The following is a 13,792-nucleotide window of genomic DNA, read 5'->3' on the forward strand; positions in this document are numbered from 1 at the left end:
CTAGCCGAGCGGGGCGGCGGGGGCCGCCAGTGCCGCGAGGGCCATGCTCTGCAGCAACGGCCGGGCCCGCTTGACCGCGATCCGCCGCCCGTGGCTGCGCACTGAGTGCGGAGTCGAGTTGATCAGGCCGAAGGTGGCGTGTGCGCGCATCCGGAGTTCGGCGGCCTCGGTGTCGGGGTGCAGGCCGGCCAGGACCTCGACCCAGAGCTCCACATAGTTTCTCTGCAGCGTGCGGACCTCGGCCTGGTCATCGTCGGCGAGGTTGCTGAAGTCCTGATCCTGGACCCTGATGACGTCGGGGTTGCTGAGCGCGAAGTCCACGTGGAACTCGACCAGCCGGCGCAGGGCGACGCCGGCGCCGTCGGAAGTGGCAATCACCTGCCGGCCACCGTCGAGCAGGTCCTGGCTGACGGTCAGCAGCAGCGCCCCCAGGACGGCTTGCTTGCCGGCGAAATGACGGTAGACCGCCGGGCCGCTGACGCCGGCGGCGGCACCGAGGTCTTCAAGGGACACGCGGTTGAACCCGTCGGCGGCGAACAATGCGGCCGCCGCGGACAGCAGCGCCTGGCGGCGGTTCTCCTTGGCCTGGCTGCGCTGCGTGCCGGTCTGGCTCGCCTCGCTGGGTTCTGTCACCGGCACATCCTCATCTCAACAATCCAGCCCTGTGTTGGACATCACAGTTAATAGAGACTAACCTAAATCTCAGTTATGCGGTACTAACCGAAGTGGCCGGGGCGGGGGCAATGCACGTCCCGGCATGAAGGTGCGAGAACGGAAGCAGTCAATGGAGACAATCGCCAGCCAGGTGGACGCGAACAGCGCCGCCTTTGCCGCGAACTGCGAGGCCCAGCTGGGACTGGCCCGCGAGCTGAAGGAACGGCTCGCCGCGGCCGCGCTCGGCGGGCCCGAGAAGTCCCGGGAACGCCATGTGGCCCGCGGCAAACTCCTGCCGCGCGAACGCATCGACCGGCTGCTGGATGACGGCAGCCCGTTCCTGGAAATCGCGCCGCTGGCCGCCAACGGCATGTACAACGACGACTCACCCGGTGCCGGTGTCATTGCCGGGATCGGACTGGTCCACGGCCGCCAGGTCCTGGTCATCTCCAACGACGCCACCGTCAAGGGCGGCACCTACTACCCGATGACGGTGAAGAAGCACCTCCGCGCACAGGAAATCGCCCTCGAGAACCGGCTGCCCTGCATCTACCTCGTGGATTCCGGCGGCGCGTTCCTGCCCAAACAGGACGAGGTCTTCCCGGACAAGGAACACTTCGGCCGGATTTTCTTCAACCAGGCCAGGATGTCCGCGGCCCGGATCCCGCAGATCGCCTCCGTGATGGGCTCCTGCACGGCCGGCGGCGCCTACGTCCCCGCGATGAGCGACGAGACCGTCATCGTCCGCAACCAGGGCACCATCTTCCTGGGCGGCCCGCCGCTGGTGAAGGCGGCCATCGGCGAGATCGTCACGGCCGAGGAGCTCGGCGGCGGCGACGTGCACGCCAAGATCTCCGGTGTCACCGACCATCTGGCCGAGAACGATGAGCATGCCCTCCAGATCGTCCGCGACATCGTCTCCACCCTGCCCCGCCCGGCCGCCCCCGTCTGGGACGTGGACACCGCCGTCGAACCCGTTGCCGACCCGGAGGAGCTCTACGGCGCCGTTCCCACGGACGTCAACGCCCAGTACGACGTCCGCGAGGTCATCGCCCGGCTGGTGGACGGCAGCCGCTTCCACGAATTCAAGAAGAACTACGGCACCACCCTCGTCACGGGTTTCGCGAAGCTGCACGGCCACCCCGTGGGCATCGTCGCGAACAACGGGGTGCTCTTCAGCGAATCCTCGCTCAAGGGCGCCCACTTCATTGAGCTCTGCGACCAGCGCGGCATCCCGCTGATCTTCCTGCAGAACCTCTCCGGCTTTATGGTCGGCAAGGACTACGAACAGGGCGGCATCGCCAAAAACGGCGCCAAGATGGTCACCGCCGTCGCCACCGCCCGGGTGCCCAAACTGACTGTGGTGATCGGCGGGTCCTTCGGCGCCGGCAACTACTCGATGTGCGGGCGGGCCTACTCGCCGCGTTTCCTGTGGATGTGGCCGGCCAGCCGGATCTCCGTGATGGGCGGAAACCAGGCCTCCAGCGTGCTCGCCACCGTGAAGCGGGACCAGTACGAGGCCCGCGGCGAGGACTGGTCCGCCGCGGACGAGGAAGCGTTCAAGGCCCCGATCAAGCAGCAATATGAGGACCAGGGCAGCCCCTACTATTCCACCGCCCGCCTTTGGGACGACGGCGTGATCGACCCCGCGGACACCCGCACCGTCCTGGGACTGGCGCTCGACGTCGTCTCCCGCACCCCGCTGCCGGAGACCTCCTTCGGCCTTTTCCGGATGTGACAGCCATGACTCTTTCTTCGCCGACTACAGCCTCCCCGAAGCCCCTCTTCGGCACCGTGCTCGTCGCCAACCGCGGCGAGATCGCCTGCCGCGTCATCCGCACCCTGCGCGCGCTGGGCATCCGCTCGGTCGCCGTCTATTCCGACGCCGACGCCGGGGCCCGGCACGTGCGCGAGGCCGACCTCGCCGTGCGGATCGGTCCCGCCGCCGCCGCGGAAAGCTACCTCAAGATCGAGGCCATCATCCAGGCCTGCCGCGACACCGGTGCCGAAGCCGTGCACCCGGGCTACGGTTTCCTGAGCGAGAACGTGGACTTCGCCCGCGCCCTGGAAAAGGCGGAGATCACCTTCATCGGCCCCGGCGTCGAGTCCCTCAACGTTATGGGCGACAAGATCCGCTCCAAGAACCACGTCACCGGCTACGGCGTCCCCGTGGTCCCGGGCATCGCCGAACCAGGCATGACGGACGCCCAGCTCCTTGAGGCCGCGGCCGGCGTCGGGTTCCCGCTGCTGATCAAGCCCTCCGCCGGCGGCGGCGGGAAGGGCATGCACATCGTCGAGCGCCCCGAAGACCTGGCTGACACCCTGGTGACCGCCCGCCGGGTCGCGGCCAGCGCCTTCGGCGACGACACCCTCTTCCTGGAGCGGCTCGTCCTGACCCCGCGCCACATCGAGGTCCAGGTCCTCGCGGACAACCACGGCAACGTCATCCACCTCGGCGAACGCGAGTGCTCGCTGCAGCGCCGGCACCAGAAGGTCATTGAGGAAGCCCCGTCCCCGCTGCTGGAATCCCTGCCCGACGGCGCAGCCATCCGGGCCCGCCTCGGCGAGGCCGCCTGCAACGCCGCGCGCAGCGTGAACTACAGCGGGGCCGGTACCGTGGAATTCCTCGTCTCCGACAACGCCCCGGACGAGTTCTTCTTCATGGAGATGAACACCCGCCTGCAGGTCGAACACCCGGTCACCGAGATGGTCACCGGCGTCGACCTGGTCGAATGGCAGGTCCGGATCGCCGCGGGCGAGGAACTCACCGTCCGGCAGGACGACGTCGTGCTCACCGGACACTCGGTGGAGGCGCGCGTCTACGCGGAGGTCCCGGAGCGGAACTTCATGCCCTCAGGCGGCGAGGTGCTGCTCCTGGATGAACGCGGCACGATCTTCACCGCGATGGATGACCTGGACGCCCTCACCCCGGCCTCCGCCGATCCGGACATCCGGATCGATTCCTCGCTGCTGGCGGGCCTGGAAATCTCCAGTGACTACGATCCCATGGTCGCCAAGGTCATCACCTGGGGCCAGGACCGCACGGCCGCCCTCGACAAACTCGACACCGCACTCTCCCGCTACACCGCGCTGGGCATCGATACCAACGTCGAATACCTGCGCCTGCTGATCAATGACGCCGACGTCCGGGCGGGCCGGCTCGACACCGGCCTCATCGAGCGGAAGATGCCTGGTTTCACTTTCCGCCGGGCCCGGGATGCCGAGCTGATCGCCGCGGCCATGCCGTTCTGGGTCCTGGCCGAGGAGCCGGAAACGGTCGGCTCGCCGTGGGACACCGTCACCGGCTGGCGGCTGGGCGCACCGGCGGCCTGGACCCTGAGTTTCGGTGTGCCCGGCGGGGGACTGGCCACCGTGGCGGCCACCTGGCTGAACGATCTGGACCTCGGTCACGCCACCGTCCGGGTCGACAACGGCCCGGTGCACCACGTGAAAGTCCTTGGACTGGCCAGTGACGATGTCTACCTGGAACTCGACGGCGAAGAACTCCGGTTCGCGCAGGCTCCCGCCTTGCAGGACTTCTCCAAGGGCGGTAGGCCCCAGTTCGTCCATGTCGGCAACGAGGGATGGTCCTGCCGCCTTGAGGTGCTCACACGGGAGACCCGGCTCGCCCGGGTGCTGGCCGCGATCGAACGCGAGGAAGGCGCCGCCGACCCGGCGGTGCGCTCGCCGATGCCGGGCACCGTCGTCTCTGTCTCCGTCAGCAACGGCGACACCGTGGAAGCCGGCCAGGTGCTGCTCTCGGTGGAGGCGATGAAGATGGAGCACCAGCTCGTGGCGCCCCTCGACGGAACCGTCCACATCAGCATCGCCTCCGGCGACCTCGTAAAGGCAGACCAGGTCCTCGCCACCATCCACCCCGCTGTCCCGACCGAACCTTCCAAGGCCGAGGACACCATCGAGGAAGCCGTCATCGCGATGGGCGCGGCCGAATGACCGCACCGTACTGACGCAGGCCGACCAGCCCTAGCTGGCCAACCCCAGCCAACACGCCGTTTCAACAGACCACAGAAGTACCTCAGACACAGGAGTCACCCCCATGGCAGATTTTGAACTCAGCGAGGATTACCAGGACCTCAGCAACACCGTCCGCGAATTCGCCGACGAGGTGGTGGCCCCGGTCTCCGCCAAGCACGACGAGGAACACAGCTTCCCCTACGAAATCGTCGCCCAGATGGCCGACATGGGCCTGTTCGGCCTGCCGTTCCCGGAAGAGTTCGGCGGCATGGGCGGCGACTACTTCGCCCTGGCCCTCGCCCTGGAACAGCTCGGCCGCGTGGACCAGTCCGTCGCCATCACCCTCGAGGCCGGCGTCTCCCTCGGTGCCATGCCGATCCACCGCTTCGGCAACGACGCCCAGAAGGAGGAATGGCTGCCGCTGCTGGCCTCCGGCAAGGCGCTCGCCGGCTTCGGACTGACCGAGCCGGAAGCCGGATCGGACGCCGGCGGCACGAAGACCACCGCCAAACTCGGCGGCGGAGAGTGGGTCATCAACGGCAACAAGGAGTTCATCACCAACTCCGGCACGGACATCACCAGGCTCGTCACCGTCACCGCGGTGACCGGCCAGGAGGAACGCCCGGACGGCAGCATCAAGAAGGAAATCTCCACCATCCTGGTCCCCACCAACACTCCGGGCTTCACAGCCGAGAAGGCCTACAACAAGGTCGGCTGGAACGCTTCGGACACGCACCCGCTGACGCTGAACAACGTCCACGTCCCCGAGGAAAACCTGCTCGGCGAACAGGGCCGCGGCTACGCCAACTTCCTCTCCATCCTCGACGAGGGCCGGATCGCGATCGCGGCCCTGGCCGTCGGCGCGGCCCAGGGCTGCGTGGACCAGTCGGTGAAGTACGCCAAGGAACGCAGCGCGTTCGGGCAGAACATCGGCAAGTACCAGGCCATCGCGTTCAAGATCGCCCGGATGGAAGCACGGGCCCACACGGCCCGCCTGGCCTACTACGACGCTGCCGCCCGGATGCTCGCCGGAAAGCCGTTCAAGACGCAGGCGGCCATCGCTAAGATGGTCGCAGGCGAGGCAGCCATGGACAACGCGCGGGACGCCACCCAGGTGTTCGGCGGCTATGGCTTCATCAACGAATTCACCGTGGCGCGCCACTACCGCGACTCCAAGATCCTTGAAGTCGGCGAGGGCACCACGGAGGTCCAGTTGATGCTGATCGCCCGCGAACTGGGGCTCTAGCGGGCCCGCTGGCCGCAACCGTCGAACGAAGGATCAACGATGATTAACAAAGTTGTTGCCAGCGCCGCCGAGGCCGTCGCGGACATCCACGACGGCGCCTCGCTCGCCGTCGGCGGTTTTGGGCTCTGCGGCATTCCGGTGGCCCTGATCGATGCCCTGCACCAGAGCGGAGCCAGGAACCTGGAAACCGTGAGCAACAACTGCGGCGTAGACGACTGGGGACTCGGGATCCTGCTGAAGGACGGCCGGATCCGCCGCACGGTCAGCTCCTACGTGGGGGAGAACAAGGAATTCGCCCGGCAGTATCTCGCCGGTGAGCTCGAAGTGGTCCTCACCCCGCAAGGCACGCTCGCCGAGAAGCTGCGTGCCGGCGGCGCCGGCATCCCGGCCTTTTACACGCCGGCCGGCGTAGGCACCCAGGTGTCCGACGGCGGCCTGCCGCAAAAGTACGACGCCGACGGTGGCATCGCGATCGCCTCCGCGGCGAAGGAGGTGCGCAGCTTCAACGGCGCCGACTACGTCCTCGAGGAATCGCTGACCCCCGACTTCGGCCTGGTGCACGCCTGGAAGGGCGACCGCCACGGCAACCTCGTCTTCCACGCCACCGCGATGAACTTCAACCCGCTCTGCGCCATGGCGGGACGGATCACCATCGCCGAGGTCGAGGAACTTGTGGAGCCGGGAGAGCTGGACCCCGAACACGTCCACATTCCCGGCATCTTCGTGCAGCGCGTGGTGCTCGCCCCCGACGTCGAGAAGCGGATCGAGAAGCGCACGGTGGCGCTGGCTGCAGCGTCCGCCGCCGGCGCTGCAGCCCCAGCCACAGCAACAAACACGTCAGGAGCCTAGGCCATGGAATCCAACAGCGTGCAGGGTGCGCCGCCGCGTCCCGAAGCGGTCCGCCACGAATACCGGCCGGCCGCCGTCGAGCATCCCGCCGGTGTTGAGAGCAAAGGCTGGACGCGCAACGAACTTGCCGCGCGGGTAGCGAAGGAACTGCACAACGGGCAGTACGTCAACCTCGGCATCGGCATGCCCACGCTGATCCCCAACTACATCCCCGCCGGCGTCGAGGTGGTCCTGCACTCCGAGAACGGTATCCTCGGCGTCGGACCGTACCCGGGGGAGGACGAAGTCGATCCGGACCTGATCAACGCGGGCAAGGAGACCGTGACGGTCAACAAGGGCGCGGCGTTTTTCGACTCCGCCACCTCCTTTGGCATGATCCGCGGCGGGCATGTGGACGTTGCCGTGCTTGGCGCGATGGAGGTGGCCCGGAACGGTGACCTGGCCAACTGGATGATCCCGGGCAAGATGGTCAAGGGCATGGGCGGCGCCATGGACCTGGTGTTCGGCGCCAAGAAGGTGATCGTGATGATGGAGCACGTGGACCGGAACGGCAGGCCCAAGATCGTGGAACAGTGCACTCTGCCGCTGACCGGCAAGGCCTGCGTGGACCGGATCATCACCGACCTTGCGGTGATCGACGTGGTGACTGAGAACGGACAGTCCCGGCTGGTGCTGCGCGAACTCGCCCCCAACGTGACGGCCGAAGACGTGGCCGCGGCCACCGGAGCCGACGTTTTCGAGGAAGACCAGGAACTGACGGTATGACGGCGAACCCCCAGCACGCGGCCGGACCCCGGATCATTGAACCCCGCGTCATTGAACAGCGCGGGCTCTACTTCGATGAGCTCGAGGAGGACGTGGTCTACGCGCACCGCCCCGGCCGGACCGTCACCGAGGCGGACAACGTCCTCTTCACCACCATGACCATGAACACCCAGGCCCTGCACCTCGACGCGGCCTGGAGCGCGGACCAGCCGTTCGGCCAGCGCCTGGTGAACTCCATGTTCACCCTGGCCACGGTGGTCGGCCAGTCCGTTCCGCAGCTGACCCAGGGCACCATCATCGCGCAGCTGGGCCTCACCGAAGTGTCCTTCCCGCACCCGATGTACCACGGCGACACCCTCTATACCGAGACTGTGGTGACCGGGAAACGGCTGTCCTCCTCCCGGCCCGGCCAGGGGATTGTGACGATGCAGCACACCGGGCGGAACCAGCACGGCGAGGTGGTGGCCCTCGCCACGCGCAGCTGCCTGATGTGGACACGGGACGCGCACACCGCCGTGCCGCCGGCAAACTCTGCGCAGCCGGCAAACTCTGCCCAGAAAGAACGCGCACAAAAGGGCAGAATAGAGACATGAGTTTCCTGATGGGTCCCGCCCTGCTGTTTTGCCCCGCCGACCGCCCCGAGCGCTACCAGAAGGCGGCCGAGCGCTCCGATGCGGTCATCGTGGACCTCGAGGACGCCGTCGCGCCGGCGGACAAGCAGCGCGCCCGCGGCGCCATCCTCGCCCAGCTTGGTGCCACCGGGGACGGCCCCGAGCTGGACCCGAGCCGCACCATCATCCGGATCAACCCCGCCGGCACGGAGGAGTTTGAGAAGGACCTGCATTGCCTCAAGCACACGCCGTACCGTCACGTGATGCTGGCCAAGGCCGAAAGCGCCGCCCAGCTCGAGGAGCTTGAGGGCTACAGCGTGATCGCGCTGTGCGAAACGGCGCTGGGGATCGTGAACGCCGCCGCGATCGCGGCCGCCCCGAACGTGGTCGGGCTGATGTGGGGCGCCGAGGACCTGCTCGCCTCGCTCGGCGGCACCTCCAGCAGGACCGACGACGGCGCCTACCGCGCGGTCGCGCTGCACGCCCGCTCGACGGTGCTGCTGGCCGCCCGTGCCTTTGGCAAGGATGCGGTTGACTCGGTCTACGTCAACATCCCGGACCTGGACGGCCTCGCCGTCGAAGCCCGCGACGCCGTCGCCTCCGGCTTCAGTTCCAAGGCCTGCATCCACCCGAACCAGGTGGCCGCGGTCCGCGGAGCCTACGCACCGTCCGAGTCCGAGGTCGCGGAAGCCACCCAGCTGCTGGCCGCCGCCGCGGCGGCAGGCTCCGGCGTGTTCCAGCATGAGGGAAAGATGATCGACGGCCCCATCCTCAAGCACGCCGAATCCACGCTCCGCCGCGCCGTGCACTAGCCGCGGGCGGTTCGACACTCGTTTTGCTGGCTGGGGGAGGGGCTCGGGCGGCGCCCGGGCTCCGCGGTGCCAGCCCCGTCGATTCGTCACGAATGGCCACTTTGGCGGGTCCCATAGCGGCCATTTGCGTCACCTGGGTGCCCGGTGGTGGCCATTTGCGTCATATGGGTGCTCCGCAGCCTCGGATGGAGGGGCCTGCGGGCTTGGGGCGCGTCGATTCTCCACGAATGGCCGCTTTGGCGGGCCCGATTGCGGCCATTTGCGTCGGATGGGTGCTCGGTGGTGGCCATTTGCGTCATATGGGTGCTCCGCAGCCTCGGATGGAGGGGCCTGCGGGCGTGGCTCGCGTCGATTCTCCACGAATGGCCGCTTTGGCGGGCCCGATTGCGGCCATTTACGTCATATGGGTCCTCATCGTTCGCAGCCCTGCTCGCGTGCTGAACCGCGACGCATAGGCATGCTCCGCGCCAGCCATGAAAACGGGACATGCTCAGGGCTGCCACAGGTACCTGCTCTCCGGACGCCCTGCAGCACCGTACCGGGGGGGGTGAGGCTGGCGAAGAGGCCACGGGATCCGCAGCCGGGCGGTTGACCAAGGCGGCGTCGCTGCGGCTGGGGCCCAAGTACTCCACGGCCTTGGCCTGACCTTTCCGACCATATGCGTCCAACGGCTCTCAGCCCCCCGGCGGCAGGGACAGCGGCGGAATGGACTCGTGCAGCGGGATCCGGATCCAGCGCTGGCCCGTGGCGCGGAATTCCTTCCGGGTGGCGAAGCGGTACAGGTAGCTGCGGGCCCGCACCCAGCGGGGCCGCGCGCCGTCGAACGGATCATGCCGCAGCAGGCGCAGGGTGGGGCGGTCGGCCTCCAAGAGCTTGGCCAGGAAGGCGTAGAACCACTCCTCGTGCACGGTGCGCAGCGGTAGGAACCACATCAGCCAGTCGAGGCGCAGGTGGTACGGCGCCCACTGCCGCGGGATCCGGCGGACCTCTCCGGGCTTTCCGCGGAAGCCGTATTCCCGCCAGTCAGCCGTGTCGTCGGGGTCGGCATCGAGGGTTCCTTCCACCGCGATTTCGATCCGCCGCTTGGTGACCGTGCCGAACGCTCCATACGTGTTCCCCAGCTGCCAGCGGTTGAAGCTGGCGTTCATCAGCTGGTAATGGGAAAACAGGTTCTCGATCGGGCGGTAGCTGAGCACCACGAGCAGCACCGTGGCGAGCAGGACCACCACCAGCCACGCCGTCTGCGCCTGGCTGCCTGTCGCCGCGGCACCCGCATCCGGGCTGGTGCCCGCGGCGGCGGGGTGCCAGTCCAGCGGGATCGCCGGGATGACGGCATGCACCACCGGGTCGCTGACCGCGGCGAAGGCGAGCAGGATCGCCATCCAGTTGAGCCAGGCGAAGTTTCCGGTCGCCACCAGCCAGAGCTGCGTGAAGATGACGATGCCCGCGGCCACACTGGACAGGGGCTGCGGGGCGAAGAGGAAGAACGGCACCACCAGTTGGGCGAAGTGATTGCCCAGGACCTCCACCCGGTGCCACGGTTTGGGCAGCAGATGCGCCTGCCGGCTGAGCGGCCCGGGCATCGGCTGGGTCTCATGGTGGTAGTACAGGGCTGTCAGGTCACGCCACTCCCGACCGCCGCGGATCTTGATCATGCCGGCGCCAAACTCCAGGCGGAACACCAGCCAGGCCAGCAGGATCAGGATGGTGCGCGGCGGGGGAGTCTGGTCGGAACCGAGGAAGGCCACAATAAACCCGGCCTCAAGCAACAGCATCTCCCAGCCGAAGCCATAGAACGTCTGCCCGACATTGACGATCGACATGTACAGCAGCCACAGCGCCAGGAACGCCAGCAGGGGTACCCATGGCGGGCCCAGCTGCGGCAGGCCCAGCACGATCGTGGCGGCGATCCCCATCCCGGCCCAACAGACGGCCCGCAGCAGCCGGTCCGAGTAGCGCCAGCTGAACAGGGTGGGCCTGCGCAGCCGGCCGAAGCCTGCCAGGAAGTCCGGCACCGGCAACAGTCCGCGCTCGCCGAGAAGGGCCGGAAACTGGTTGTGCGAGGACAGGAAGGCTACGAAGTAGATCGTGGCGATGCCGCGCTGCAGCACCTGCCGGGCGAACTCGTACTCCGGCGCGTCAAACCAGGCCGTCCACTCCACGTTCCCCACGTTACGCCCGCGGCCGGCCGCGTCAATGCTGGGGCAACCTGCGCCACGTTCGGTCCAGGCGGGCGTCGAGAAGGCATTTCACGGCAGTGTCTCGCTCCGACACTGCCGTGAAATGCCAACTCGTCGGGCAAACCCGAGCACAGGACGCGGTGCGGGATACTGGAACCATGCAGCCGCGCAAGATCGTCCTCCTCGGGTCCACCGGTTCCATCGGCACACAGGCGATTGACGTCGTCGACGGCGCCCCGCACCTTTTCGAAGTCGTGGCGCTCAGCGCGGGCGGAGGCTACCCCGAACTTCTGGCCCGGCAGGCGGTCCACACCAGGGCCCGGGCCATCGGTGTGGCGTCCGGCGACGCGAGCGCCCTCCAGACGCTGATTGACGACGCCGCCGGCGCGGCCGGCGTAACCGGCTACCGTCCCGAGATCATCACCGGGCCGGACGCGTCCACCCGGATCGCGGAGATCGAGGCCGACGTCGTGCTCAACGGCATCACCGGCTCCATCGGCCTGGCACCCACCCTGGCCGCGCTCAAATCCGGCGCCACCCTGGCCCTGGCCAACAAGGAGTCCCTGATTGTCGGCGGCGCCCTGGTCAAGGCCGCGGCCCGCGACGGCCAGATCGTCCCGGTGGACTCCGAGCATTCCGCCATCGCCCAGTGCCTGCGCTCCGGCACCGCGGCCGAGGTGGACCGGCTGATCCTCACGGCGTCCGGCGGCCCCTTCCGCGGCAAGACCCGGGAGGAGCTGCACGAGGTGTCCCCGCAGGACGCCCTCGCCCACCCCACCTGGGACATGGGCCTCATGGTCACCACCAACTCCGCCAGCCTGGTCAACAAGGGCCTGGAAGTGATCGAGGCGCACCTGCTCTTCGACATTCCGCTGGAAAAGATCGACGTCGTCGTCCACCCGCAGTCCGTGGTCCACTCGATGGTCCAGTTCAACGACGGGTCCACGATCGCCCAGGCTTCGCCGCCGGACATGCGCCTGCCCATCGCCCTGGGCCTGGGCTGGCCGGACCGGGTGGCGAAGGCGGCCCGGCCCTGCGACTGGAGCAAAGCCACCAGCTGGACGTTTGAGCCGCTGGACACCGAGGCGTTCCCCGCCGTCGGTCTGGCCAAGGACGCCGCCCGGCAGGGCAGCACTTACCCGGCGGTCTTCAACGCCGCGAATGAAGAGGCTGTGATGGCGTTCCACGCCGGCCGGATCCGGTTCACCGACATCGTCGATACCATCGAAGCAGTTCTCAGCGAACACACAGGGTCCTCCGGGCTGACGGTGGAGTCCGTGCTGGATGCTGAAAGATGGGCACGCGCCCGCACCCACGAACGTTTAGCCGTCAGAAGCGTCTAGGAAGCAGCAGATCCAAGCATGAGTCCCGTCCTCCTCTTTATCCTCGGTGTCGTCTTTGTGGCGATCGGCATCGCCGTGTCCATTGCCCTCCACGAGGTGGGCCACCTGCTGCCGGCCAAGCTGTTCAAGGTCCGCGTCACCAAGTACATGATCGGTTTCGGGCCCACCCTCTGGTCCCGCAAAAAGGGTGAGACCGAATACGGCTTCAAGGCCATCCCGCTGGGCGGCTTCGTCTCCATGATCGGCATGTACCCGCCGAACAAGGAGGACGGCACCGTGCGCCCCTCCAGCACGGGCATGTTCCAGTCCCTCGCCTCGGATGCCCGCTCCCTGGCCCACGAGGAAGTCGGCCCGGCCGACGGTAACCGCGTCTTCTACAAACTGCCGGTCTGGAAGAAGATCGTCGTTATGCTCGGCGGCCCGGCCATGAACATGCTGATCGGACTCGCGCTGACGGCCGTGCTGCTGATGGGCTTCGGCACCGCCACCCAGACCACCACCATCGCCGACGTCTCCAAATGCCAGGTCAAGGCCGGCGAAACCGTGGACCCGAACTCCGCCGACTGCCGGCTCACGCCCGCCGCCGCCGCGGGACTGCTGCCCAACGACGTCATCACCTCCTTCGACGGCAAGTCCGTGACCAGCTGGGATGAACTCACCGGCTGGATCCGCACCTCCGCGGACCGGCAGGTCAGCATCACCGTGGAGCGCGACGGCGTCCCGGTCACCACCACCGTGACACCCGTCCTCTCCGCGCGTCCCGTCGTCGGCGACGACGGCCGCCAGGCCAAGAGTGCCGACGGCACCCTGCTCTACCAGGACGTCGGCTTCCTGGGCATCGGAGCGCAGACCGCGCTCGTGCCGCAGCCGGCGTCGACCGTTCTGCCGATGGCGGGCGAGAACATCAAGCAGATCGCCGGCGTCGTCGTGAACCTGCCGGCCCGGGTGGCCGGCGTGGCGCAGGCAGCCTTCAGCGAAGAGCCCCGCGACCCCAACGGACCCATCAGCGTGGTCGGCGTGGGGCGGGTGGCAGGCGAGGTCGCCGCGATGGAGGAAGTACCGATGCAGTCCCGGGTGGCGACCCTGGTCGGGCTGCTGGCCGGACTCAACTTCGCCCTGGCCGTCTTCAACCTCATTCCGCTGCTGCCGCTCGACGGCGGCCATGTGGCCGGTGCGTTGTACGAAGGGGCCCGCCGCAGGGTCGCCAAGCTCTTCGGCCGCCCGGACCCCGGCGCGTTCGACATCGCCAAGCTGCTCCCGGTCACCTACGTGGTGGCGGTGCTGCTGATGGGCATGGGCGCCCTGCTGATCTACGCGGACATTGTGAAGCCGGTGTCCTTGTCAAACTAGGCTAGAA

At 67.9% G+C, this 13,792-nt stretch carries 11 protein-coding genes; 9 read left to right on the forward strand and 2 right to left on the reverse strand.

Features of this window, described 5'->3' with window-relative positions:
- Window positions 1-633: an SACE_7040 family transcriptional regulator gene (locus J2X01_RS03455; RefSeq protein WP_310050583.1), complete on the reverse strand. Its 633-nt coding sequence runs from the start codon at window positions 631-633 to the stop codon at window positions 1-3.
- 151 nt (window positions 634-784) lie between these two features.
- Between J2X01_RS03455 and J2X01_RS03460 the strand changes: the two genes are divergently transcribed.
- From J2X01_RS03460 to J2X01_RS03490, 7 genes are all read left to right on the forward strand, one after another.
- Complete coding sequence (locus J2X01_RS03460) at window positions 785-2,392, forward strand: carboxyl transferase domain-containing protein (RefSeq protein WP_310050584.1); 1,608 nt, start codon at window positions 785-787, stop codon at window positions 2,390-2,392.
- A gap of 5 nt (window positions 2,393-2,397) precedes the next feature.
- Window positions 2,398-4,608: an ATP-binding protein gene (locus tag J2X01_RS03465; RefSeq protein ID WP_310050586.1), complete on the forward strand. Its 2,211-nt coding sequence runs from the start codon at window positions 2,398-2,400 to the stop codon at window positions 4,606-4,608.
- Between the two features lie 103 nt (window positions 4,609-4,711).
- Window positions 4,712-5,875, forward strand: a complete 1,164-nt coding sequence (locus J2X01_RS03470; RefSeq protein ID WP_310050588.1) for an acyl-CoA dehydrogenase family protein — start codon at window positions 4,712-4,714, stop codon at window positions 5,873-5,875.
- A gap of 39 nt (window positions 5,876-5,914) precedes the next feature.
- Window positions 5,915-6,724, forward strand: coding sequence for a CoA transferase subunit A (locus tag J2X01_RS03475; RefSeq protein WP_310050589.1), 810 nt, complete (start codon window positions 5,915-5,917; stop codon window positions 6,722-6,724).
- 3 nt (window positions 6,725-6,727) lie between these two features.
- The gene (locus J2X01_RS03480) at window positions 6,728-7,489 is read left to right on the forward strand and encodes a CoA transferase subunit B (protein ID WP_310050590.1); all 762 of its coding nucleotides are present in this window, start codon (window positions 6,728-6,730) and stop codon (window positions 7,487-7,489) included.
- Window positions 7,486-8,082 (forward strand): MaoC family dehydratase, encoded by a 597-nt coding sequence (locus J2X01_RS03485; protein WP_310050592.1) that lies wholly within the window; start codon window positions 7,486-7,488, stop codon window positions 8,080-8,082. Before J2X01_RS03480 ends, J2X01_RS03485 begins: the two co-directional genes overlap by 4 nt.
- Window positions 8,079-8,912, forward strand: a complete 834-nt coding sequence (locus J2X01_RS03490; RefSeq protein ID WP_310050594.1) for an HpcH/HpaI aldolase/citrate lyase family protein — start codon at window positions 8,079-8,081, stop codon at window positions 8,910-8,912. Before J2X01_RS03485 ends, J2X01_RS03490 begins: the two co-directional genes overlap by 4 nt.
- Before the next feature lie 674 nt (window positions 8,913-9,586).
- Here J2X01_RS03490 and J2X01_RS03495 read toward each other — a convergent pair.
- A complete protein-coding gene (locus J2X01_RS03495) occupies window positions 9,587-11,074 on the reverse strand; it encodes a lipase maturation factor family protein (protein ID WP_310050596.1) in 1,488 nt (495 codons plus the stop codon).
- Window positions 11,075-11,250: 176 nt separating this feature from the next.
- Here J2X01_RS03495 and dxr point away from each other — a divergent pair, with 176 nt between their 5' ends.
- A complete protein-coding gene (gene dxr / locus J2X01_RS03500; RefSeq protein ID WP_310050598.1) occupies window positions 11,251-12,435 on the forward strand; it encodes a 1-deoxy-D-xylulose-5-phosphate reductoisomerase in 1,185 nt (394 codons plus the stop codon).
- Between the two features lie 18 nt (window positions 12,436-12,453).
- Entirely contained in the window at window positions 12,454-13,785 is a 1,332-nt protein-coding gene (locus tag J2X01_RS03505; protein WP_310050599.1) for a M50 family metallopeptidase, read from the forward strand.
- Window positions 13,786-13,792: the final 7 nt, after the last annotated feature.

This window comes from Arthrobacter ginsengisoli (assembly GCF_031456935.1).
Taxonomy (GTDB): Bacteria; Actinomycetota; Actinomycetes; order Actinomycetales; family Micrococcaceae; genus Arthrobacter; species Arthrobacter ginsengisoli.

Bases quoted from the DNA above. Each gene is read 5' to 3' on its own strand.
- J2X01_RS03460 (WP_310050584.1), top strand. From the start codon at position 785: ATGGAGACAATCGCCAGCCAGGTGGACGCGAACAGCGCCGCCTTTGCC.
- J2X01_RS03465 (WP_310050586.1), top strand. From the start codon at position 2,398: ATGACTCTTTCTTCGCCGACTACAGCCTCCCCGAAGCCCCTCTTCGGC.
- J2X01_RS03470 (WP_310050588.1), top strand. From the start codon at position 4,712: ATGGCAGATTTTGAACTCAGCGAGGATTACCAGGACCTCAGCAACACC.
- J2X01_RS03475 (WP_310050589.1), top strand. From the start codon at position 5,915: ATGATTAACAAAGTTGTTGCCAGCGCCGCCGAGGCCGTCGCGGACATC.
- J2X01_RS03480 (WP_310050590.1), top strand. From the start codon at position 6,728: ATGGAATCCAACAGCGTGCAGGGTGCGCCGCCGCGTCCCGAAGCGGTC.
- J2X01_RS03485 (WP_310050592.1), top strand. From the start codon at position 7,486: ATGACGGCGAACCCCCAGCACGCGGCCGGACCCCGGATCATTGAACCC.
- J2X01_RS03490 (WP_310050594.1), top strand. From the start codon at position 8,079: ATGAGTTTCCTGATGGGTCCCGCCCTGCTGTTTTGCCCCGCCGACCGC.
- dxr (WP_310050598.1), top strand. From the start codon at position 11,251: ATGCAGCCGCGCAAGATCGTCCTCCTCGGGTCCACCGGTTCCATCGGC.
- J2X01_RS03505 (WP_310050599.1), top strand. From the start codon at position 12,454: ATGAGTCCCGTCCTCCTCTTTATCCTCGGTGTCGTCTTTGTGGCGATC.